21 protein-coding genes, 1 tRNA gene and 1 pseudogene are annotated in these 21,227 nt (G+C 70.9%); 15 read left to right on the forward strand and 8 right to left on the reverse strand.

Annotated elements, in window-relative coordinates; genetic code table 11:
* Nucleotides 1-163 precede the first annotated feature (163 nt).
* The 13 genes from AFM16_RS23040 (at nt 164) to AFM16_RS23100 (ending at nt 12,513) form a co-directional block, all read left to right on the forward strand.
* The gene (locus AFM16_RS23040; protein WP_030788417.1) at nt 164-559 is read left to right on the forward strand and encodes an NADH-quinone oxidoreductase subunit A; all 396 of its coding nucleotides are present in this window, start codon (nt 164-166) and stop codon (nt 557-559) included.
* Complete coding sequence (locus AFM16_RS23045; protein ID WP_030788414.1) at nt 550-1,155, forward strand: NADH-quinone oxidoreductase subunit B; 606 nt, start codon at nt 550-552, stop codon at nt 1,153-1,155. The genes AFM16_RS23040 and AFM16_RS23045 overlap by 10 nt, the downstream gene beginning before the upstream one ends.
* Nucleotides 1,152-2,552 carry an NADH-quinone oxidoreductase subunit C gene (locus AFM16_RS23050; protein WP_078634490.1) on the forward strand — a complete coding sequence of 467 codons (1,401 nt, stop codon included), beginning with the start codon at nt 1,152-1,154 and terminating at the stop codon, nt 2,550-2,552. Before AFM16_RS23045 ends, AFM16_RS23050 begins: the two co-directional genes overlap by 4 nt.
* The gene (locus AFM16_RS23055; protein WP_030788408.1) at nt 2,549-3,517 is read left to right on the forward strand and encodes a complex I subunit 1/NuoH family protein; all 969 of its coding nucleotides are present in this window, start codon (nt 2,549-2,551) and stop codon (nt 3,515-3,517) included. Before AFM16_RS23050 ends, AFM16_RS23055 begins: the two co-directional genes overlap by 4 nt.
* Nucleotides 3,518-3,519: 2 nt before the next feature.
* The gene (locus tag AFM16_RS23060; protein WP_078634491.1) at nt 3,520-4,128 is read left to right on the forward strand and encodes a NuoI/complex I 23 kDa subunit family protein; all 609 of its coding nucleotides are present in this window, start codon (nt 3,520-3,522) and stop codon (nt 4,126-4,128) included.
* Nucleotides 4,125-4,769 (forward strand): NADH-quinone oxidoreductase subunit J family protein, encoded by a 645-nt coding sequence (locus tag AFM16_RS23065; protein WP_030788403.1) that lies wholly within the window; start codon nt 4,125-4,127, stop codon nt 4,767-4,769. Before AFM16_RS23060 ends, AFM16_RS23065 begins: the two co-directional genes overlap by 4 nt.
* Nucleotides 4,769-5,176, forward strand: coding sequence for an NADH-quinone oxidoreductase subunit NuoK (gene nuoK / locus AFM16_RS23070; RefSeq protein ID WP_030788400.1), 408 nt, complete (start codon nt 4,769-4,771; stop codon nt 5,174-5,176). The genes AFM16_RS23065 and nuoK overlap by 1 nt, the downstream gene beginning before the upstream one ends.
* A complete protein-coding gene (locus tag AFM16_RS23075) occupies nt 5,173-7,167 on the forward strand; it encodes an NADH-quinone oxidoreductase subunit 5 family protein (RefSeq protein ID WP_030788397.1) in 1,995 nt (664 codons plus the stop codon). Before nuoK ends, AFM16_RS23075 begins: the two co-directional genes overlap by 4 nt.
* A 6-nt stretch (nt 7,168-7,173) precedes the next feature.
* Nucleotides 7,174-8,748, forward strand: a complete 1,575-nt coding sequence (locus tag AFM16_RS23080) for an NADH-quinone oxidoreductase subunit M (protein ID WP_030788394.1) — start codon at nt 7,174-7,176, stop codon at nt 8,746-8,748.
* The gene (locus AFM16_RS23085) at nt 8,745-10,268 is read left to right on the forward strand and encodes an NADH-quinone oxidoreductase subunit N (protein ID WP_078634492.1); all 1,524 of its coding nucleotides are present in this window, start codon (nt 8,745-8,747) and stop codon (nt 10,266-10,268) included. Before AFM16_RS23080 ends, AFM16_RS23085 begins: the two co-directional genes overlap by 4 nt.
* A gap of 243 nt (nt 10,269-10,511) precedes the next feature.
* Complete coding sequence (gene htpX / locus AFM16_RS23090) at nt 10,512-11,375, forward strand: zinc metalloprotease HtpX (protein WP_030788389.1); 864 nt, start codon at nt 10,512-10,514, stop codon at nt 11,373-11,375.
* Nucleotides 11,372-11,764, forward strand: a complete 393-nt coding sequence (locus AFM16_RS23095) for a YccF domain-containing protein (protein WP_030788386.1) — start codon at nt 11,372-11,374, stop codon at nt 11,762-11,764. The genes htpX and AFM16_RS23095 overlap by 4 nt, the downstream gene beginning before the upstream one ends.
* Nucleotides 11,765-11,883: 119 nt before the next feature.
* Complete coding sequence (locus tag AFM16_RS23100; protein WP_078634493.1) at nt 11,884-12,513, forward strand: SMI1/KNR4 family protein; 630 nt, start codon at nt 11,884-11,886, stop codon at nt 12,511-12,513.
* A 24-nt stretch (nt 12,514-12,537) separates the two neighbouring features.
* Here AFM16_RS23100 and AFM16_RS23105 read toward each other — a convergent pair whose 3' ends face one another.
* Nucleotides 12,538-13,803 (reverse strand): APC family permease, encoded by a 1,266-nt coding sequence (locus tag AFM16_RS23105; protein ID WP_078634494.1) that lies wholly within the window; start codon nt 13,801-13,803, stop codon nt 12,538-12,540.
* Between the two features lie 152 nt (nt 13,804-13,955).
* Between AFM16_RS23105 and AFM16_RS23110 the strand changes: the two genes are divergently transcribed.
* Nucleotides 13,956-14,222 (forward strand): GlsB/YeaQ/YmgE family stress response membrane protein, encoded by a 267-nt coding sequence (locus AFM16_RS23110; RefSeq protein ID WP_030788378.1) that lies wholly within the window; start codon nt 13,956-13,958, stop codon nt 14,220-14,222.
* 80 nt (nt 14,223-14,302) lie between these two features.
* Here AFM16_RS23110 and AFM16_RS23115 read toward each other — a convergent pair whose 3' ends face one another.
* Nucleotides 14,303-14,791, reverse strand: a complete 489-nt coding sequence (locus AFM16_RS23115; RefSeq protein ID WP_030788376.1) for a YajQ family cyclic di-GMP-binding protein — start codon at nt 14,789-14,791, stop codon at nt 14,303-14,305.
* 221 nt (nt 14,792-15,012) lie between these two features.
* On the opposite strand from AFM16_RS23115, the gene AFM16_RS23120 reads away from it, so the two are divergent.
* Nucleotides 15,013-15,094: transfer RNA gene (locus AFM16_RS23120), tRNA-Tyr, on the forward strand.
* A 174-nt stretch (nt 15,095-15,268) separates the two neighbouring features.
* On the opposite strand, the gene AFM16_RS23125 is transcribed toward AFM16_RS23120, so the two are convergent.
* From AFM16_RS23125 to AFM16_RS23155, 6 genes and pseudogenes are all read right to left on the reverse strand, one after another.
* On the reverse strand, nt 15,269-16,648 hold the full coding sequence (locus tag AFM16_RS23125; RefSeq protein ID WP_078634495.1) for a tyrosine-type recombinase/integrase: 1,380 nt from the start codon (nt 16,646-16,648) through the stop codon (nt 15,269-15,271).
* Nucleotides 16,649-16,711: 63 nt separating this feature from the next.
* Nucleotides 16,712-16,897, reverse strand: a complete 186-nt coding sequence (locus AFM16_RS23130) for a helix-turn-helix transcriptional regulator (RefSeq protein ID WP_078634496.1) — start codon at nt 16,895-16,897, stop codon at nt 16,712-16,714.
* A 176-nt stretch (nt 16,898-17,073) separates the two neighbouring features.
* A pseudogene (locus AFM16_RS23135) lies at nt 17,074-18,257 on the reverse strand (DUF3631 domain-containing protein).
* A gap of 202 nt (nt 18,258-18,459) precedes the next feature.
* Entirely contained in the window at nt 18,460-19,368 is a 909-nt protein-coding gene (locus AFM16_RS23145; RefSeq protein ID WP_078634499.1) for a bifunctional DNA primase/polymerase, read from the reverse strand.
* Between the two features lie 87 nt (nt 19,369-19,455).
* The gene (locus tag AFM16_RS23150) at nt 19,456-20,733 is read right to left on the reverse strand and encodes a DNA cytosine methyltransferase (protein ID WP_078634500.1); all 1,278 of its coding nucleotides are present in this window, start codon (nt 20,731-20,733) and stop codon (nt 19,456-19,458) included.
* Between the two features lie 87 nt (nt 20,734-20,820).
* A complete protein-coding gene (locus tag AFM16_RS23155; protein ID WP_078634501.1) occupies nt 20,821-21,216 on the reverse strand; it encodes a hypothetical protein in 396 nt (131 codons plus the stop codon).
* Nucleotides 21,217-21,227 lie beyond the last annotated feature (11 nt).

Consider the following 21,227-nt stretch of genomic DNA (forward strand, 5'->3'; position numbering starts at 1 on the left):
CCCTTTATCAGGGCCTAGACTCCCTGCGTACAGATCGTCGACGGCACGGATGGTGTCGACGGCGCCTGTCGATGCCGAGGACGACGAAGTGGCCGGTGAGGCCAGAGCGGTCACGGTCACGGCCACGCAGGCCGGGACCTGGGCCAGGGAGCGAGGGACGGACGTGCGGGAACCGACCGTCGAGGTCGCGGCGGACTACTTCCAGTCGTATTCGGTCGTCGGACTGCTCGCCGTCGTCGGCGTGCTCTTCGTCGCCGTCGCCTTCGGCGCGGGACGCCTCCTGCGCCCGGTGGTCCCCACCCCCGAGAAGCTCCTCACCTACGAGTGCGGCGTCGACCCCGTCGGCGAGGGCTGGGCCCACACCCAGGTCCGCTACTACGTCTACGCCTTCCTCTACGTCATCTTCGCCGTCGACTCGATCTTCCTGTTCCCCTGGGCGACGGTCTTCGCCGCCCCCGGCTACGGCGCCACCACCCTCGTCGAGATGTTCATCTTCCTCGGCTTCCTCGCCGTCGGCCTGCTGTACGCGTACAAGAAAGGGGTCCTGGCATGGACGTGACCCCACCCGCCTCCGAGCCGGTCCTGCTGCCCGAGCCCCAACGCCTCGGCGCCCTCTCCCGCCTCGCGCCCGAGCCCATGAAAGTGGTCCTCAACTGGGGCCGCCGCTACTCGCTCTGGGTCTTCAACTTCGGCCTCGCCTGCTGCGCGATCGAGTTCATCGCCGCGTCGATGGCCCGCCACGACTTCATCCGCCTCGGTGTCATCCCCTTCGCGCCCGGCCCCCGCCAGGCCGACCTGATGGTCGTCTCCGGCACGGTCACCGACAAGATGGCCCCGGCCGTGAAGCGCCTCTACGAGCAGATGCCCGAACCGAAGTACGTCATCTCCTTCGGGGCGTGCAGCAACTGCGGAGGCCCCTACTGGGACTCCTACTCGGTGACCAAGGGCGTCGACCAGATCATCCCCGTCGACGTCTACGTCCCCGGCTGCCCGCCCCGCCCCGAGGCCCTCCTCCAGGGCATCATCAAGCTCCAGGAGAAGATCGCCCGCGAGTCCCTCGGAGAGCGCTACGGCACCTCCCGCCCCTCGACCGCGGCCCTCCAGAGCGACCTGGTGAAACCCCCGGCCGAACCCTCCGCGCAGGAGGACCGATGACCACCATCGGCTGGCTCCCCGCCCCCGCCGACGAACTCTTCGGCCCGGACGCCACCGCCGAGGAGTCCTACGACGTCCTCACCGTCGACGTCCCCCCGGCATCCTGGCTCACCTCCCTCCGCGTCGCCCGCGACGACCTCTCCTGCACCTACTTCGACTGGCTGAGCGCCGTCGACGAACCCGGCACCGGCTTCCGCATCGCCGTCCACCTCGTCGCCCTCACCCCGGTCCGCCGCCTCCTGGTGCGCACGACCGTCCCGCACGCGTCACCCACCCTCCCCTCCGCCGTCGACCTCTACGCCGGCGCCGCCTGGCACGAACGCGAGACGCACGAGATGTTCGGCGTCCGCTTCGACGGCCACCCCGGCCTGGACCACCTCCTCCTCCCCGAGAACTTCGAGGGCCACCCCCTCCGCAAGGACTTCGTCCTCGCGGCCCGCGTCGCCAAGGCGTGGCCCGGCGCCAAGGAACCGGGGGAGTCGGAACACGGCGGCCCCAAACGCCGCCAGATGCTGCCCCCCGGAGTCCCCGACCCCAACGAGTGGGGCCCCCTCAAGGGCCAACTCCCCCCAGCCCCCTCCCGCCCCACCCGGGCAGCAGGCGAACGCCCACCCCGCCGCACCCGCACGACAGACGAGGGCTCAGCGAGCCAGCCCCCGGCGCCAGGTGCGGGGACCGGTGCTGCCGGCACCGGCGCGGGCAGGGAGACGGAAGCGGCGTCCCCCCCTGCACCCCCGCAGGCCCCCACCGGCCCCCGCCGGGCGCGCACGGCAAGCGGCGGCTCGGCCTCCCAGCGGGCGACGACACCGGAGAACGCCCCAGACACCCCGGCCGCCGCCCCACAGACTCCCGCCGGCCCCCGCCGAGCCCGCACGGCGAGCGGCGGTTCGGCCTCCCAGCGAGCGACGCCCGAGGCGACCCCGGAGACCCCCGAGGCGAGCCGCCCCCCGGCCGGCCCGCGCCGATCCCGCACCGCCTCCGAGGGCTCCGCCTCCCAGCGCACCCAACCGCCCACCCCGGACCGCCCCGCCACGGCCCCCCGCAGCGCGGACGCCCCCTGGCACCACGCCCGCCCAGCCTTCGCCGACCGTGACGAGGGGCCCAAGCGGCCAGCACCGGGGAAGCCCGAGCCGGCCGAAGAGCCGAAGCAGCCCGCGCCCGGGGAGCCCGAGCTGGCGGAGGAGCCGCAGCGGCCCGCGCCCGGAGGGTCCGAGCCGCTCGAGGAGCCGCAGGCGGGCCCGGCCCAGGAGCCGGAGTCGCCTCAGGAGCCGGAGGCTGCCCAAGAGCCTGGGCCCGGGTCCGCGCCCGACCAGGCGTCGGACTCTGAGCAGCCCCAGCCCGACTCCCCCTCGACCGAACCCCCCACGCCCGAAACCCCTCCAGGAGGCTCGCGATGAATGACGCGCTCGACGTCGCGCTGCGTCTCCTGATCGTCTTCGTCGTCTTCCTCACCTTCCCCCTGATCGTCGGTCAGACCGAGCACAAGGTGATGGCCCATATGCAGGGCCGCCTCGGTCCGATGTACGCCGGTGGCTTCCACGGCTGGGCCCAGCTCATCGCGGACGGCGTGAAGTTCGCGCAGAAGGAGGACGTCGTCCCCGCCGGCGCGGACCGCCGTATCTTCCAACTCGCCCCCGCCGTCGCCCTCCTGCCGTACCTCCTCGTCCTCCTCGCGATCCCCGTCGGCCCCGGCGAGGGCGCCGTCGGTCAGGTCCTGGACGCGGGTGTCTTCTTCGTGCTCGCCGTGATGGGCGTCGGTGTCCTCGGCTCCCTCATGGCCGGCTGGGCCAGCGCCAACAAGTTCTCCCTCCTCGGCGGACTGCGCACCGCCGCCCAACTCCTCGCCTACGAACTGCCGATGCTGCTCACCGCCGCCTCCGTGGCGATGGCCGCCGGCACGGTCTCCCTGCCCGGCATCGTGGACGCCTTCGAGTGGTGGTGGCTGCCCTGGCAGATCGTCGGCGCGATCGTCTTCTTCGTCGCCGGCCTCGCCGAGCTCCAACGCCCCCCGTTCGACATGCCCGTCGCTGACTCGGAGATCATCTTCGGCGCGTACACCGAGTACACCGGCCTGCGCTTCGCTCTCTTTCTCCTCGCCGAATACGCCGGAATCGTCGTCCTGTGCGGTCTGACCACCGTCCTCTTCCTGGGCGGCTGGCACGGCCCCTGGGGTGCGGACGGCCTGGGCTGGGTCTGGACCCTGCTCAAGGCCGCCGTGCTCGCCTTCATCGTGATCTGGCTGCGCGTGACCTATCCCCGCCTGCGCGAGGACCAGCTCCAGAAGCTCTCCTGGACGCTCCTCGTCCCCCTCTCTCTCGCTCAGATCGCCCTCACCGGCGTCGTCAAGGTGGTGATCCGGTAGCCATGGCCCCCTTCCCCGGCAGCGGCCTCGCCAAGGGCCTGGCCGTCACCCTGCGCACGATGACGAGGAAGACCGTCACCGAGCAGTACCCGGACGTCCAGCCCGAACTCCCGCCCCGCACCCGCGGCGTGATCGGCCTGTTCGAGGAGAACTGCACGGTCTGCATGCTCTGCGCCCGCGAGTGCCCCGACTGGTGCATCTACATCGACTCCCACAAGGAGACGGTCCCGCCCGCCGCCCCGGGCGGGCGCGAGCGCAGCCGCAACGTCCTCGACCGCTTCGCCATCGACTTCTCCCTGTGCATGTACTGCGGTATCTGCATCGAGGTCTGTCCTTTCGACGCGCTGTTCTGGTCCCCGGAGTTCGAGTACGCCGAGACCGACATCCGGGATCTCACCCATGAGCGGGACAAGCTCCGCGAGTGGATGTGGACCGTGCCGGCCCCGCCCGCCCTCGACCCCGCCGCCGAGGAACCGAAGGAGATCGCGGCCGCCCGCAAGACCGCGGACAAGCTGGCCGCCGCCCAGGCCGCAGCCGAGGCGGAAGCCGACGCCGAGGCCGAGGCTCAAGCCGGATCCGAGCCCACCACCCCCGAGGGAGGAGAGTCATGACCCTCGCCTCCGCAGCCGCGCCGCAGGGCTTCCTCTCCCCGACCGGAGTGGAGATCGCCTTCCTCCTCGTCGGCCTGGTCACCCTGGCCGCCGCCCTTGTCACCGTCACCACCCGGCAACTGGTGCACGCCGCCTTGTGGCTGGTGGTCGCCCTCGGCGGGCTCGCCGTCGAATACCTTCTGCTCACCGCCGAGTTCATCGCCTGGGTGCAGGTCCTCATCTATGTGGGTTCCGTAGTCGTCCTCCTTCTCTTCGGTCTGATGCTCACCCGGGCCCCCATCGGCCGCTCCCCGGACGCGGACTCCGGGAACCGCTGGGCCGCCCTCACGGTTGCCGTCGCCTCGGCCGCCGCCCTGGTCTGGGTGGTCGTCGACGCCTTCCGCACCACCTGGATCGACCTGGACGGGCCGGCCGCCGGCTCCACCGAGGTCACCGGAGCGAGCCTGTTCCAGAACTGGGTCCTCCCCTTCGAGGCCCTCTCCGTCCTTCTCCTCGCCGCACTGGTCGGGGCCATCGTCCTGTCCCGCAAGGCGAAGGCGGAGTGGAACTCTCCCCCTGTGAACTCCCGAGACGTCACGGAGAGTTCCCGAACGGTCACGGAAAGTTCGAAGAATTCACGTGACGAGGAGGGCACCCGCTGATGCACCTCGCCTACCCCGCCGTCCTGGCCGTCCTTCTCTTCTGCGTCGGCGTGTACGGCGTCCTCGCCCGCCGCAACGCGATCCTCGTCCTGATGTCGGTCGAGCTGATGCTCAACGCCGTCAACCTCAACCTCGTCGCCTTCGACGTCTGGCTCAGCCGGGCCGCCGAAGAGACCCTGCACTCCGGCCAGGCCCTCACCCTCTTCACCATCGCCATCGCCGCCGCCGAGATCGGCATCGGCCTGGCGATCGTCCTCGCCGTGTACCGCAACCGCGGCACCTCGGACATCGACCGGCTCCGCGACACCGCCGAGGGCCACGAAAGCCCCACGGCCGACGACACCGACGCCGCCACCACAGGCACCCCCACCACCGGCGGGACCGAGAAGGCTGAGGCCACCGCGTGACCACGACCACCCTCGCCGTCCTCGTCCCCCTCCTTCCCTTCCTGGGCGCCGTCGCCGGTCTGCTCCTCGGCCGCACCGCCCCCGGCTTCGTCCGCCCGATCGCCGTCCTGCCCGTCCTCACCTCCCTCGTGCTGGCCGCCGTCGTCGCCGTACGCCAGGGCGGTGACGCCGCCGTCGACGCGGCCACCGAACTCACCCCCACCGGCTCGGTCCCGATCGAACTGGCCCTGCACATCGACGGCTTCGCCGCCCTGGTCGCCGCCCTGGTCTGCCTGGTCGCCGGCTGCGTCCAGGTCTACTCGACCGGCTACCTCCGCGACGACCCCCGCTACCCCTCCTACGCCGCGCTCGTCTCCCTCTTCACCTCCGCGATGCTGATCGTCGTCTACACCGGCGACCTGATCGTGCTGCTGGTCGGCTGGGAGGTCATGGGCATCTGCTCCTACTTCCTCGTCGGCCACTACTGGGAGACCCCGGAGGCCCGCGCCGCCTCGATCAAGGCGTTCCTCGTCACCAAGCTCGGAGACGTCCCCTTCCTCCTCGGCCTCTTCGCGCTCGCCGTCGACGCCGGCTCCTTCCGCATCACGAAGGTCCTCGCCACCGTCGAGAACGGCGGCCTCGACCACCCGACGCTCATCGCCCTGCTGCTCCTGGCGGGCGTGGCCGGCAAGTCGGCGCAGTTCCCGCTGCACACCTGGCTGCCCGACGCGATGGCCGGCCCGACCCCCGTCTCCGCGCTGATCCACGCCGCGACGATGGTCGCCGCCGGTGTCTACTTCGTCGCCCGTCTCCTCCCGGTCTTCGAGGCGTCGCAGGCCGCGATGGTCGTCCTCGCCGTGATGGCCGCCGTCACCATGGTCGGCTCGGGTCTCGCCGCGCTCGCCCAGGACGACATCAAGCGCGTCCTCGCCTACTCGACGATCGGTCAGCTCGGCTACATGACCGGCGCCCTCGCCGTCGGCGACCGGGGTGCCGCCGTCTTCCACCTCCTCTCGCACGGCGCCTTCAAGGGCCTGCTGTTCCTCGCGGCCGGCGTGATCATCCACGCCGCCGGCACCAACTCGCTGGCCGCCATGTCCCGCATGAGCCATCTGCGCGACCGCGTGCCCGACGCCTTCTGGACGATGACCGTGGCGCTCCTCGCGCTCGCCGCCATCCCGCCGTTCAGCGGCTTCTTCTCCAAGGAGTCCGTCCTCGGCGCCGCCGAGCACGTCACCACCGGCCACACCGAGCACGCGCCCGGCGCCGCGGGCTGGCTGATCCTCGTCTCCGGCCTGCTCACCGCCCTCCTCACCGCCGCCTACGCGACCCGCCTGTGGCTGCTCGCCTTCCGGGGCCGGGGCGCCGAGGCCCCCGACCACGGCCGCCAGCCGCTGTCCATGACCGTCGTGCTGTGGGTGCTCGCCGTCCCCTCCCTCGCGCTCGGCGGGCTCGCCTACCGCACGCTCCCCGACTGGTTCGACGGCGGCGACCTCGCGCCCACCCTCGTCACCTCGGTGATCGGCACCGGCGTGGCCCTGGCCGGCGGGATCGTCACCTACGCGACCTGGCGTCACCTCACCGCGCTCACCGCCGTCACCCCGCTCGGCGCGGTCGCCGCCCACCCCGACAGCGACGCCGGCCAGATCGAGGCCGAGGCGATCGCCACCCACGCGCCCGCGTACGGGGACGTGGCCTCCGCCCCCGACCCGGCCGACCCCGGGCGGCTCCTGCTCGGCCCGCTGCACCGCCACGCGGCCGTCGGCTTCCACCTCGACGCCGTCTACGGGGCGCTGTTCGTCCGCCCGGTCCAGGCCGCCGCGAGCCTCGTGCGGTTCCTCGACCGCGAGGTCGTCGACACCTACGTACGGGGTGCGGGCACCCTGCCCCGCTGGCTCGGCATCGCCGTACGGCGCGCCCAGACCGGCAACGTCCAGACCTATGTGAGCGCGCTGCTCGCCGGCACCGTCGTCCTGGCGGTCGCCGCCCTTCTCGTCGCCTCGGGAGCGTGAGCAGGCGTGATCGATATCAGCGAGTCCGTGATGCAGTTTCTTCTGGCGTTCGTCGTCGTCGGCCCGCTCCTGGGCGCCGCCGCGGCCCTGCTGCCCGCCCCGCCCGGGCTGAAGGGGAAGTCGCCCGAGCAGGCCGTGCTCCGGCACGGCGTCACGGTCACCGGCGTGATCCTCGCCGCCACGATCGTCCTCACGGCCGGCTTCGACCACGACCAGCCCTCGACGATGCAGGCCGGCACCGACATCAGCTGGATCCCCGCACTCGACGTGCGCATCCACCTCGGCATCGACGGCATCTCCCTCCCCCTTCTGGTCCTGACCGCGCTGCTGACCTTCCTCTGCGCGCTCTACTCGTACTTCAAGATGCCCGCGGGCCCGACCCCGAAGGCTTTCGTCGCCCTGCTGCTCGTCCTGGAGTCCGGCACCCTCGCCACCTTCGCCGTCCTCGACCTGCTGCTGTTCTTCCTCGCCTTCGAGATGGTCCTGATCCCGATGTACTTCCTCATCGCCCGCTGGGGCGGCGAGGGCCGGGCCGGCGCGGCGATGAAGTTCATCCTGTACACGCTGCTCGGATCCGTGGTCATGCTGCTCGGCCTGCTCCTGATCGGAATCAAGGCGGGCACTTTCGACATGGTGGCACTCGCCACTGACAACGGCCGGTCGCTGACCACATCCGTGCAGGTCATCGCCGTTCTGGCGATCGGGCTCGGGCTCGCGGTCAAGACCCCGATGTGGCCCCTGCACAGTTGGCTGCCCGACGCCCACACCGCCGCCCCGACCGTCGGCTCGGTCCTGCTGGCCGGCGTCCTGCTCAAGATGGGTACGTACGGGTTCGTCCGGATTCTCCTTCCGGTCGCGCCCGACGGCTTCCACACCTTCGCGCCCTACCTCGCCGCCTTCGCCGTCGTAGGGATCATCTACGGCTCCCTGGCCTGCCTGGCCCTCGCCAAGAAGGGCGCGAAGGGCGACCTCAAGCGCCTGATCGCCTACTCCTCCGTCGGCCACATGGGCTTCGTCCTGCTCGGCATCGCCTCCACCACCCCGACCGGAGTCAACGGCGCCCTGTTCGCCAACATCGCCCACGGCCTCATCACCGGCCTGCTCTTCTTCCTGGTCGGAGCCCTGAAGGACCGCACGGGCACCACCGACCTCGACACCCTCGCCGAACAGACCGGCGCCGCCCTGTACGGCAAGGCGCCCCGCCTCGGCGGTCTGCTGGCCTTCGCCGCCGTCGCCTCGCTCGGCCTGCCCGGCCTGGCCGGGTTCTGGGGCGAGATGCTCGCGATGTTCGGCGCGTTCGACCCCGCCGACGACCTCAGCCGCCCCGCCTTCCTCACCTTCACCGCGATCGCCGCGTTCGGCACCCTCCTCACGGCCGCCTACCTGCTCGTCGTGGTCCGACGCGTGTGCATGGGCAGCCTGCCGCAGGACGCCCCGAAACTCGCCGACGTCCAGACGTACGAGTTCGCGGCCTGGACGCCGCTCGTCGCCCTCACCGTCGTCGCCGGCCTGTGGCCCAAGGCCCTCCTCGGCCTGACCGACCCCGCCGTGCAGCAGCTCCTCGCAGGAGGCACCCGATGAGCGCCCCGGCTCAGCCCCTCGCCGCGTCGCTGGTCCAGTCCGTCGACTGGCTCGCCATCGCCCCGCCGACCCTCGCGGCCGTGGTCGCCCTCGCCGTCCTCGTCGCCGACCTCTTCCTGAGCGAATCCAGGAAGCCGCTGCTCGGCTGGTTCTCGGTCGCGGGCCTCGCCGCCGCCACGGCCCTCCTGCTGCCCCTCCTGGACGGCGACCGCTCCACGTTCTGCCTGAACGGCGACCCGGCCGTGTGCAGCTACACCGCCGACCGCTTCACCCTCGTCATCCAGTTCCTCGTCCTCGGCGGAGCCCTGCTGGCGGCCCTGCTGTCGGTCACCGCCCTCAAGGACGCCCACGGCAGACTCCCCGAAGGGGAGTTCTGGTTCCTGCTGCTGTCCTCCGCCGCCGGCGCCGCCCTGCTGCCCGCCTCCCGCGACCTCGCCACCCTCGTCGTCGCCCTGGAGGTCGCCTCCCTGCCCGCGTTCGCCCTCGTCGGCCTCCGCCACGGCGACCGCAGGTCCTCCGAAGCGGCCCTGAAGTTCTTCCTGTCCTCCGTCACCGCGACCGCCGTCAGCCTGATGGGCATCAGCTTCCTCTACGCGACGACCGGCACCCTGTACCTCACGCAGATCGCCGAGCGCATCCAGCACGTCGACGGCCGATTCGACACCCTCGCCCAGACCGGCGTGGTCCTCACCCTGGTCGGCTTCGCCTTCAAGACAGCCGCCGTGCCCTTCCACTTCTGGGTCCCCGACACCTACACCGGCGCCCCGCTGCCCGTCGCCGCCTACCTGTCGGTCGTCGGCAAGGCGGTCGGCTTCTCCGGCCTCATCCTCGTCACCGTCGTCGGCCTGCCGTCCTACGCCGACGTCTGGGGCCCCGCCCTGGCCGCCCTCGCCGCGCTCACCATGACCGTCGGCAACGTCGGCGCCCTCCGCCAGCAGGCCACACGCGCGTACAGTGCCGTACGCCTGCTCGCCTGGTCCTCGGTCGGACAGGCCGGCTACCTCCTCGTCCCGATCGCCGCCGCCGCGTACTCCGACGACGCCGAACACGCCGTGGGCTCCACGCTCGCGTACGCCCTCATGTACGCCGCCGTGAACCTGGGCGCCTTCGCCGTCGCCGCCCTGGTGGGCCGTACGAGCCCGCGCAACCGCCTCACGGACTACCGCGGCCTCTACGCGAGGAACCCGCTCTCCGCGCTTTTCCTGGCCTTCTTCCTGCTCTGCCTCGCAGGACTCCCGCCGGGCGTGATCGGTCTCTTCGCGAAGGTCACCGTCTTCGCGGCGGCCGTCGACACCGGCCTCGGCTGGCTCGCCGTCGTCATGGCCGTCAACGTGGTGATCGCCCTCTCCTACTACCTCCGGTGGACGGGCCTGCTGTTCCGCGCCCCCGAGGGCGAAACGGCGAGACACCGCGTGCCCGCGCCCCTCACCGCCGCGATCGCCCTCACCGCGGTCATCGGCATCGTCCTCTCCGGAGCCCCCCAGCTCGTCCTGCGCTTCGCCGACACCGGCCTCTTCTGACCCGAGCACCGCTCCTGGGCCGTCCGGGCCCGCCGTACGGCGTCCACCCGCGCGTACGGCCCCGCCGTCACCCGGACGGCCCACACCCGCGCCCGTCTGCACAAGGGAACTAGTGGCCTCCGCCTGGCGTTGACCAGTACGGGAGGGTCCACTGGACGTGGCATCACGAGACCAGGGCCACCGGAGAACAGCACAGATTCGCAAGCAAAGGGTTCCCCTGCTGCACGACTTGGAGGGCGTACCGTGCACCGCCGGCACAACGGGCTCAGGACCGCAGTACTCCTCGGGGGACTGTCCGCGCTCATCATCGTCATCGGCAGCTTCTTCGGCCGCGCCGGACTCGTCGTCGCGGTCGTGATCGCACTCGGCACGAACGCGTACGCGTACTGGAACAGCGACAAGCTGGCACTGCGCGCCATGCGCGCCCGCCCGGTCAGCGAGTTCGAGGCACCGGCCCTCTACCGGATGGTCCGCGAACTCTCCAACCAGGCCCGCCAGCCCATGCCCCGCCTGTACATCTCCCCGACCGAGGCGCCCAACGCCTTCGCGACCGGCCGCAACCCGCGCAACGCCGCCGTGTGCTGCACGGAAGGCATCCTGCGCATCCTCGACGAGCGTGAACTGCGCGCCGTCATCGGCCACGAACTCAGCCACGTCTACAACCGGGACATCCTCATCTCCTCGGTCGCGGGCGCCCTCGCCTCCGTGATCATGTTCCTCGTCAACTTCGCGTGGCTGATCCCGATCGGCCGCTCCAACGACGACGACGGCCCCGGCATCCTGGGCATGCTCCTGATCATGATCCTGGGACCCCTGGCGGCCAGCCTCATCCAGCTCGCCATCAGCCGCTCCCGCGAGTACGAGGCGGACGCCTCCGGCGCCCGGCTCACCGGCGATCCGCTCGCCCTCGCCAGCGCGCTGCGCAAGCTGGACGCCGGCACCAAGCAGCTTCCGCTGCCCCCCGAGCCCCGTATCGAGACCGCGAGCCACATGATGATCGCGAACCCCTTCCGTCCCGGTCAGGGCATGTCCAAGATGTTCTCTACGCACCCGCCGATGGCGGAACGCATCGCCCGGCTGGAGAAAATGGCAGGTCGACCGCAGTGAAGACCATCCTGAACGTCATCTGGCTCGTCCTGAGCGGCTTCTGGCTGTTCCTCGCCTACCTCCTGGCAGGCGTGCTGCTCTGCATCACCATCATCGGCATCCCGTTCGGCATCGCGGCGTTCCGCATCGGCATCTACGCCCTCTGGCCGTTCGGCTACACGACCGTCGAGCGCCGTGACGCCGGTGCCGCCTCCTGCCTCGGCAATGTGCTCTGGCTGGTGCTGGCCGGCTGGTGGCTGGCCATCGGACACATCGTCACCGGCATCGCCCTGTGCCTCACCCTCATCGGTATCCCGTTCGGCATCGCGAACTTCAAGATGATCCCGGTCTCGCTGTTCCCGCTGGGCCGCGAGATCGTGCCCTCGGACGAGCCGTTCGCCGGGCGCTGACCGGGCACTGAGGAGCCGCTGGCACAGCAGGTCCCCCGCAGGGGTGGCCCGGTTGTCCACAGCCGGCCGGCCGTCCACAGGCCGGCCCGATTGTCAGTGGCGGCGTGCACCATGAACGCATGACCGAGAACGAGCAGTTGCTGGCGAGGGTGGCGGCCAAGGCGGCCACGACCCGCCCCTGGGGCTGGCCCTCACTCCCCGATCCCGCGGACGAGGCCACCCTGGCCCGCGCCGAGGCCGCCCTCGGTTTCCGCCTGCCCCCGCTCCTCGCCGACCTCTATCTGCGCACGGGGGACGGCGGGTTCGGCCCGGAGTACGGCCTGCTGCCCCTCCTCGACAGCGCCCCCGCCGGCGAACCCTCCGCCGTCAGCCAGTACCTCGCCCAGCGCAAGAGCGGCCAGGAGGACCCGGAGTGGCCCTGGCCCGAGGGCGTCCTGCCGATATCCCACTGGGGCTGCGGGATGTACGCGTGCGTGGACTGCCACTCCCCGCAGGCGACGGTCCTGCTCTTCGAACCCAACCCCGGAGACCCCGACCAGGCATGGTTCGTCGACGCCCCCAGCCTCACCGACTGGCTCAACGCCTGGCTCGACGGCACCGGCTGGTACGACGTCCCGGACGAGGGGCTGGAGATGGCCCCGTGGACGGAGTTCCGGATACGTGTGGCGCCCGCGCAGGAACAGGGGCAGGGCAAAGACCAGGATCAGGATCAGGATCAGGCGCAGGGGGCGGCGGGCGCTACGGCCTAGCAGCCGGGGCCGCGCGCCACGCTCTTACCGCGACCCGGACCCGCCGCCCACCCACCGTCGCCGAACTCCGTACGCGAGCACGCCCACCGTCAGCACACCCGCCCCTACGACGACGGAGGTCGCCGGCAGCGCGAACGCCAGCACCAGGCACCCCGCCAGACCCACCACCGGCAGCGTGCGGGAAGCAGGGGACGGATCCAGGGTCCAGGCCGAGGCGTTGGCCACGGCGTAGTACACCAGCACACCGAAGGAGGAGAAACCGATCGCGCCCCGCACGTCCACCGTGGCGGCGAGGACCGCGACCACCGCGCCCACGGCCAGTTCGGCCCGGTGCGGTACCCGGAAACGCGGATGCACGGCAGCCAGGGCGCCGGGCAGATGGCGGTCCCGGGCCATGGCCAGGCAGGTGCGCGAGACGCCCAGGATCAGGGCGAGCAGCGAACCCAGCGCGGCCACGGCCGCCCCGACCCGGACCACCGGAACCAGACCCGGTACCCCCGCGGCCCGCACCGCGTCCGCCAACGGCGCCTCGGCCCGGCCCAGGGCCCCCGCCCCCAGCACGGAAAGGACGGCGACCGCCACGCACGCGTACACGACCAGCGTGATGCCCAGGGCCAGGGGGATCGCGCGGGGAATCGTGCGCGCCGGATCGCGCACCTCCTCGCCGAGAGTCGCGATGCGCGCGTACCCGGCGAACGCGAAGAAGAGCAGACCGGCGGCCTGGAGCACCCCGCCGACACCACCCGAGGCCCCGATGTCCAGCCGCCCCGCGTCGGACGCCCCGGAGCCCAGACACACCACGACCACGGAAGCGAGGACAGCCAGGACCACCGCCACGATCATCCGCGTCAGCCAGGCCGACTTCTGGACGCCGCCGTAGTTCACCGCCGTCAGCGCCACCACGGCCGCTACCGCCACCGCGTGCGCCTGCCCGGGCCAGAGGTACGCCCCGACGGTCAGGGCCATCGCGGCGCAGGAGGCCGTCTTGCCGACGACGAAGGACCAGCCGGCCAGGTAGCCCCAGAACGCCCCCAGGCGCTCACGCCCGTACACGTAGGTGCCGCCCGAGGCCGGGTACCGGGCGGCGAGCCGTGCCGACGACATGGCGTTGCAGTAGGCGATGAGTGCGGCGAGGGCGAGTCCGGGGAGCAGTCCGGAACCGGCCGCGGCCGCTGCGGGAGCCAGGGCGGCGAAGACGCCCGCCCCGATCATCGAGCCGAGCCCGATGACGACGGCGTCGCCGACGCCGAGGGTCCGTCGCAGCCGAGGGGAGGATCCGGACCCTGTCATGCCCCGCACCCTACTGACCGGCAGGAACCGGCGAGGGGTGTCCTGACGTCGTGCACATCGACACGACATGAAGCGAGTACCGCCCGTCCGGAGCGAGCAAGATCACAGCGTCCGGACAGTGAGGGCACAGCACGGAGGGGCAGGTTCAGGACATGGGCATCATCAGCTGGATCATCCTGGGGCTGTTGGCCGGAGTCATCGCCAAGGTCCTGCTGCCGGGGCGCGACCCGGGCGGCTTCATCGGGACGACGTTCATCGGCATCGCGGGCGCGTTCATCGGCGGCTGGATCTCGGCCCGCTGGCTGGACCACCCCATCAGCAAGGACTTCTACGACGGGGCCACCTGGGCCGCGGCGATCGGCGGCTCGCTGGTGCTGCTCATCGCCTACCGGATCCTCTTCGGCAACTCACGCGACTAGCGGACACGTGTGAACGAGAAACGAGAAGGGTGGGCACCCTCGGGCTCCAGGCCCGGGCACCCACCCTTCCCTGCTGCCGGCTACCGGTAGTTCACGAACTGGAGCGCGAAGTCGAAGTCCTGGCCCTTCAGCAGGGCGATGACGGCCTGGAGGTCGTCGCGGCTCTTGGAGCTGACGCGCAGTTCGTCACCCTGGACCTGGGCCTTGATGCCCTTGGGGCCCTCGTCGCGGATGAGCTTGGCGACCTTCTTCGCGTTGTCCTGGGAGATGCCTTCCTTGATCTCCGCGAAGAGCTTGTACTCCTTGCCGGAGAGCTGGGGCTCGCCCGCCTCCAGGGCCTTCAGCGAGATCCCGCGCTTGATCAGCTTCGACTGGAAGACGTCGAGGACAGCGTTGACCCGGTCCTCGGAGTTCGCCTCCATCAGGATCTTTTCACCGGACCACGAGATCGAGGCGCCCACGCCCTTGAAGTCGTAGCGCTGCGAGATCTCCTTGGCGGCCTGGTTGAGGGCGTTGTCGACCTCCTGCCGCTCGACCTTCGAGACGATGTCGAAACTGGAGTCGGCCATGTCCTGTGGCTCCTTGTATCGGGGTATCGGGGTGCGTGTCGGCGACGGTGGGGCGGCCGCCGAGCCCGGCGTGTACCCGGGCCGCATCCGGACAAGCCTAGCCACCCGAGCTGCTCCCGGCGCAGATCAATCCGGTGGCGAAGCACCCCTCGGCATCGGGTATTGTTTACGTCGTTGCCACGGAGCACCGCCGCAAAGCGGTTCGAACGGCAGCGAAACCCGGCGGTGTGCCCGAGCGGCCAAAGGGAGCAGACTGTAAATCTGCCGGCTCAGCCTTCCCAGGTTCGAATCCTGGCGCCGCCACGCTGAGGGAAACCCCCTCTGATCAGGTTAATCACCTGGTCAGAGGGGGTTTCTTATTGACTCGCCCTGTTCGATCCGTTGCGGACGGAGCTTGGGCGTGTCTCACTCGGTACCGCCCATATCCCATCGTTGATCAGTGCGTGTCCCCCAGGTGTCCCCCGGGGGAGAGCAAGATCACTCGGGTTCGTTCCACTCCCGAAGAGCTGCGTCGATCCGGCTGTTCGCGTGCTCCCGCGTCTGGTCAAGCACCTTGGCGTACACCTTGTGCAGTACGGCGATGCTGTGTCCGGCACGGCGGGCGCACTCCATCGCGTCGACCCCGGAGCTGAGCCAGAACGAGACGCCGGCGTGCCGCAGGTCGTAGGGGCGACGGGCCAGCAGCGAGGCCGTTTCCGCCTCGCTCAGCACGTCCTTCCGGGCCTTGGCCCACACCTCCCCGTAGCCGGTTTCCTGTAGTAGGCCATTGCGGTTGGTCCGAAAGAGCCGGCCATCGGGCGCCGTGCCGTGCGTGGCGATGTGCTGCCGCAGCAGGCGCACGAAGTGCGGCGGGATCGGCACCGGACGAGAGTCCTTCTTGGCGCGGGCCTTGAGGTGGCGTGTCTCATGCGCCGTTCCGTCGTCGGTCCAGCTCCGTCCGGCCCGGACGACTCCTTGCCGCAGCGTGAGCATCCCCCATCCCGTCTCCGGAAGATGGCACTGACTCACGTGCAGTCCGGCAGCCTCAGCGGGACGCATGGCCGCGTAGTACAGGCACCCGAAGAACGCTTCCAAGTGCCGCCCACGCGGGCCCTGCTCGCGCACCCCTGCCAGTAGCGCGCGGACCTGGCGAGGGTTGGCGACGCTCTCAGGGTCCACCGCTTCCACCGACTTCGGGGCGGTCCACTTCACGGCCCTGATCGGGTTGACCGGCATCGTGAAGTACTGCTCTTCCACGGCGAGCCCGAGAACGTCGCTGAGACATGCCCGCTTGCGCTTCGCGGTGCGCGGCGACGCCTCTTTCCCGTCCAGCCGCAGGGACAGTGCGTCCAGGGCCAGACGTACGGTCGCGGGGTCTTCCATGGCGGAGACCGGCATGGAGTGCTTGGAGATCCAAGCGAGGGCGCGGGCCACATCATCCGGCGGGGTCTCGTTCCAGCGGTTCCGGTTGTACGCCCACCCGTACAGCGCGCGCCGCATGAGCGCGGTGTCAGGCATCCCCGTCTTCGTCTTCACGAGTGCGGGGGTGATGGTCGCCAGCGCATCGGCGTAGTTCTTCCGCGACTTCGCCGGCGCCAATGCCCACTTGCGGTCGACGTACGTGCGGCTGTGCTCGTACCACGTGATGGAGCCCTGTTTGGCGCGCAGTTCGGATACGGGCAGGCCCGTATCCTCGTCGAACTGGTCGCCGCGTCGCACGGCGGACATCAGCTCCGAGCGGCGCCCCTCGGCCTGAACCTTGAGCGTGTAGCTCTTGGAGTGCTTGCGCTCCCCGACCAGCCAGCGCAGGCGGTAGGGCTTCGGGCGATCCTTGCGAACCTCGATGGAGTAGAGGCGAACGTCGTAGGTCAATGCCATATGAACTCCAAAGGGGCCCGCCGTCTCGGCGGGCCCCTCGTGTCTCGTGTGTGCGAAAGGTGGTCAGGCAGCGTCTTCCATGGACGCCCACCACGCGTCGAGGTCGCTGCGGCGGCAGCGGAGCTGACCGTTGGGCAGTTTGATGAGCTTGGGAGCCTTGCCACGGGCGCGCATGCGGTAGAACGCGGCGCGGCTCATCTCGATCTCTTCGAGCACTTCGCGGAGCTTGAGCTTCTCGGTGCCAGCCAAGGTGGTGACTCCTTCGACGTGTCTGGCCGTTCGGCCCCGTTCTCAGATGTCCGCTACATCCGCTACGCCGCTACATCGCAGGTCAGCGGGGGTGCTTGTGTAGCGGACGTGTGGGATGTAGCGGCTACGGCGCTACGCGCGGGTGTGGCCGTAGCCGCTACATCGGGTGGTTGCCGCTACAGGATTTGGGGCTTTGACCTGGGGTGTAGCGGATGTAGCGGCAGTAGCGGACCTACGGGGAGGGGGGCGGGCAGTAGCGGGCCCACGCGTCTTCGAGGTCTTCGCTGTAGTAGCCCTTGAGGACCCCGCCGGCCGTGCGGATGTTGCGTGAGGCGACGGGGGTTCCGTCCGCGGTGACGTACTGGCTGAGCATCTTGGACAGGCGCCGGTTGTCGAGTGCCTTGCCGTCGAGGTCGGCCCACGGGGCGTCATCGAGGGCGTTGAGCCTGTCGAGTACGGCGATGGTGGGCAGGCGGTCGATGCCCACCATGACGTGGTCGCGCAGGTCGGTGAGCAGGCGGATGCCGATGCTGCCCTTGTCGTTGACCTGGGATGCCTTGACCAGCTCGATGCAGGCTTCGCGGGCGCGCTTGGGCCAGTCGCCGCCGACCGCGTCCGCGACGGCGAGCAGTGGTTCCCACACGTCGGCGGGGCGGTCGGTGACGCCCTCGGGCATCTGCGGCCAGGCGCCCGCGATGAACTCGCTTGTCTCTTCAGCCCACTTCGCGAGGCGGTCGCGCAGGGCGAAGCCTTCCTTTTCGTGGATGCGCGAGCGGTATGGTTCCGCCTTTTCGTTTCTGGCCCGCCGGCGCATGCGGATGATGACCGAGCGGGTCAGGATCGTGTCGGGCAGCGAGCCGAGACCGGCGACCGCTACGGCGGTGTAGGAGGGGAACGCCTGCACGGTCTGGTTGGCGCCGTCCCCGACGCACCGGTACATCACCTTGCCGCGCCGGTGCCCGGCGTTGATGAATCCGCGGAGCTGTTCGTTCTCCCCAGCTTTGGGGCCGAAGATGGTGTCGATCTCGTCGAACAGGATCGTGGGCCGCTTGCCGTCGACCCCGGAAACGGCGCGGAACAGGGCGGCGGCGGATGCGTCGACCGCAGCCATGGGGTTGGGCACGAGGGTTTCCACGATCTCCAGCGCCCGCGACTTCCCGGATCCCGGTTCGGGGCTGAGGAAGGCGAGGCGGGGGGTGGACTCGAAGCAGTCGAGCAGGTGGGCGTGCGCATCCCACAACGTCACGGCGACGTAGGCGGCTTCGGTGGGGAAGACGTTGAAGCGCCGGTGGAAGGCTTCCACCTCGTTGAGCAGCGCGGCGCCGTCGATGGTGGGCGAGGCGGGGGGCTGGCTGGTCATGCGGCCCGTCCTTCCTGAGAGTTGCGCAACGGGCAGGCGGCGCGGTGCCCGTCATGGCCGTGCGGGTTACTGCCAAGGGAAGTTCGGACGCCTTCGGCGACGCCCTTCGGGGCGCCCACGGCCGGTGCGGGCGAGGCGAGTTCGGCGGCCTGCCCTGCGTCCGCGAGTGGTTGGCCTTCCAAGGGGGAGGTGAGGGGGGCGTTCATGCCGCGTCCCGGGGGCGGGCCTTGCGGATGGAGCTGTCCAGGGCGCTGCGGATGGTGGCGCGGCACTCGGCGGCGGTGAGTCCCCGCGCCTCGCCCGCCCCTTGGAAGGCTTCTTCCACCACGTGGCGGGGGACGTCGCCCCACGCGACGAAGCGCCCCACCTTGAAGGCGCACCGGTTGAGTGTGGTGTTGCGCTGCCTGTCCGGCGCCGCAGACACGACCGCGCACTCGGCTTCCAGCGCGGCCACGGCCGCGCGGTTCCCGTCGACCACAGGCAGCCGCAGCGGCCCCGCAGAGCGCGCGGGGGCAGGTTCCAGGATGGTGTGCAGCCATCCGGGCAGCGGAGCCGCCACGGAGCCGTTGACGGCTTTGTAGGTTCCGGTGTCGGTGGTGCTGCCCGCGGCGACGACGTAGCCGCCCCATGCGCGGGTGTCGATCAACTCACCGATGGTTCCTGCGGTGTTGGCAAACCGCGCGTCGGGTGGGGCGGTGAAGTACAGGTGTGTCCCGCCGCTCGCGGTCCGCACCCGGTAGGTGTCGGGGACGGGGTGTCCGGCGCGCTCGCAGAGCGCCTCAAAGGTCGTCGCGCCGCAAGGCGCGTCCGCACTGCCCTTGGACTTGGGCATGTCGAGGTCGACGACGACCAGCCCGGAGGGGCCGGTGGCGATGCCGACGTTGAACGCGCCGGACGACCATGCGGCGCGGATGCGCTCGGGGTCGGTGGTGGCGCGCTGCTCCCACTTCACGTGTCCGCCGGCGCATCGGCCCGTGCGGGGGCAGGTGACTTCGCCGTGCAGAGCGGGCCGCTTGGTGCCGGGGCGGAGGGGGAAGACGTGCCAGCCGCGGGCGGCGGCATCCAGGGCCGCCGCCAGGGGGTCTCGCGGGACGGTGCCTGCATAGGTCATGCTGGGGGTTCTCCTGATCTCTTGGAGGGACGGGAGGACCGGGGCGGGCGCAGGCTTGTGGTGAGACGGCGCCCGCCTCGGGCGTACCTAGGCGATGTCCAGGGCGAGTTGCGACGGGGCATCGGCCGACGCTTCGGGCGCGTCGACAGCGAGCAGCGTGCGGTAGGCGAGGGCGGCCTGATGGATGACCACGCCGTTGCCGAGGATCTTGAGTTGGTCGGAGCGGGACAGACCCAGGTCCGTGCCAGTCACCCAGCCGGGATCGGCGCCCATCATCCATTCCACGAACGCGGGGGCCAGGCGGCGGTTTCCCTTGGTGCCCGCTTCGGTCGGCTCCGGCGCCGGGCGTCCCAGGACCGTTTCCCACCGGTGGATGGCGGGGCCGTAGTCGGTGCCGTTGGTTGCCACCCACCGCCCGTCCAGACGCACGGCCTGGCCGGGCAGGTAGTAGTTGCCGGCCGTGTCGCGCTGGTTGGGTCCGCCGTGCGGCCCGTCGGAAGCCTTCGGGGTGGGCAGCAGATTGACCACCACCTCGTTCAGGGGGCGGGAGTTGGTCCCTAAGAGGTTGGAGGCGCCGGACTTCCAGTCGCGGGCCGCAGGGGTGGGCAGCAGCGTCACGGCGGTACGCAGGTTCAACCCGCCCTTGCGTTTGGGGGAGGTGCCGGGGCCACCGGTGCCGTCGGCGGCAGCCGGGGTGGGCAGCAACCTCAGCCATCCGTCGGAGGCAGCAAGAACACCACTTCGTCCTCCAGCGTCGGCCCGTGCCCGCCCGCCTTGCGCTTGTCCGGATGCTGCGGCCCCCCATTGCGTCCCAACTGTGAGGTGGGGGTCTTCAGCAGCGGGATACGCGACGGCGAACCAGCGGTCGCGCCGGTGGCAGGCTCCGACTTCGGGATCTCCAGCGCGTAGGCACATCCACCGCGCGTCGTACCCGATCGCGGCCAGGTCGGCGGCGACGACGTCGAGTCCCCGGCTGCGGAGGGCGGCGACGTTCTCCAGGAAGACGAGTCGGGGGCGAAGATGGCGAATGGCTTGGGCGATCGTTTTCCAGAGTCCTGAGCGGTCACCGGCGATCCCTCCCCGAGGTCCGGCGTTGGAGATGTCCTGGCAGGGGAAGCCAGCGGTCAGTGCCGCCGGGCGCGCCAGCGTTGCAGACAGGCTGGCCCAGTCGACGGCGGTGATGTCGCCGAGGTTGTGGACACCGGGCAGGCGGGCGGCGAGCAGCCGGGACGCGGCCGGGTCCTTCTCGCCGACCATGACCGTGGGCAGGCCGGTGACGGCTTCCACGGCCTGGTCAAGCGCACCGGAGCCGGTGCACAGGCTGATGTTGCCGCCCTCCGGCGGCGCGACGGGGTGATGGGTCATGCTGGGGGGTCTCCTGATCTCTTGGAGGGACGGGAGGACCGGGGCGGGCGCAGGCTTGTGGTGAGACGGCGCCCGCCTCGGGCATAGCTACAGGTCGTCGTCGGTGTGGTCGATCGGGCCGCAGTAACCGAGCGGGCCGGCGGCGCGGTGGGCGCGTTCCAGGGCTTCGGCCATCGCGGTGGCGTGCTGCTCAGCCTCGCGCAGCGCCTTCGAGACGGTGTTGGCGTGCTCGGTGGGGGTGCCGTGGTCGGCGGTGAGGTGTCCGGCCGTGTGGAGGTCGGCCAGCATGGTGCCGATCTGGTCGAATGCCTGCGGCAGCCGGTGGGCGAGCGTGCCGAAGGCGCCGATGGCGCGGTACACGGTGCCGGGGTAGGCGATGCCGGTGCGCCTGCCGACGCTGCGCACGGTGGTGTGGTTGAAGGCACGCACGGCCTCAGCGGCGGCGCGCGGGTGCTCGATCGGGTCGGTGTCGCGGTTGGGCACAGGAGTTCCTC

Origin of the sequence: Streptomyces antibioticus (assembly GCF_002019855.1) — a bacterium.
GTDB classification, from domain to species: domain Bacteria; phylum Actinomycetota; class Actinomycetes; order Streptomycetales; family Streptomycetaceae; genus Streptomyces; species Streptomyces antibioticus_B.

Bases quoted from the DNA above. Each gene is read 5' to 3' on its own strand.
- AFM16_RS23045 (WP_030788414.1), top strand. From the start codon at position 550: ATGGACGTGACCCCACCCGCCTCCGAGCCGGTCCTGCTGCCCGAGCCC.
- AFM16_RS23050 (WP_078634490.1), top strand. From the start codon at position 1,152: ATGACCACCATCGGCTGGCTCCCCGCCCCCGCCGACGAACTCTTCGGC.
- AFM16_RS23055 (WP_030788408.1), top strand. From the start codon at position 2,549: ATGAATGACGCGCTCGACGTCGCGCTGCGTCTCCTGATCGTCTTCGTC.
- AFM16_RS23060 (WP_078634491.1), top strand. From the start codon at position 3,520: ATGGCCCCCTTCCCCGGCAGCGGCCTCGCCAAGGGCCTGGCCGTCACC.
- AFM16_RS23065 (WP_030788403.1), top strand. From the start codon at position 4,125: ATGACCCTCGCCTCCGCAGCCGCGCCGCAGGGCTTCCTCTCCCCGACC.
- nuoK (WP_030788400.1), top strand. From the start codon at position 4,769: ATGCACCTCGCCTACCCCGCCGTCCTGGCCGTCCTTCTCTTCTGCGTC.
- AFM16_RS23085 (WP_078634492.1), top strand. From the start codon at position 8,745: ATGAGCGCCCCGGCTCAGCCCCTCGCCGCGTCGCTGGTCCAGTCCGTC.
- AFM16_RS23100 (WP_078634493.1), top strand. From the start codon at position 11,884: ATGACCGAGAACGAGCAGTTGCTGGCGAGGGTGGCGGCCAAGGCGGCC.
- AFM16_RS23105 (WP_078634494.1), bottom strand. From the start codon at position 13,803: ATGACAGGGTCCGGATCCTCCCCTCGGCTGCGACGGACCCTCGGCGTC.
- AFM16_RS23110 (WP_030788378.1), top strand. From the start codon at position 13,956: ATGGGCATCATCAGCTGGATCATCCTGGGGCTGTTGGCCGGAGTCATC.
- AFM16_RS23115 (WP_030788376.1), bottom strand. From the start codon at position 14,791: ATGGCCGACTCCAGTTTCGACATCGTCTCGAAGGTCGAGCGGCAGGAG.
- AFM16_RS23125 (WP_078634495.1), bottom strand. From the start codon at position 16,648: ATGGCATTGACCTACGACGTTCGCCTCTACTCCATCGAGGTTCGCAAG.
- AFM16_RS23145 (WP_078634499.1), bottom strand. From the start codon at position 19,368: ATGACCTATGCAGGCACCGTCCCGCGAGACCCCCTGGCGGCGGCCCTG.
- AFM16_RS23150 (WP_078634500.1), bottom strand. From the start codon at position 20,733: ATGACCCATCACCCCGTCGCGCCGCCGGAGGGCGGCAACATCAGCCTG.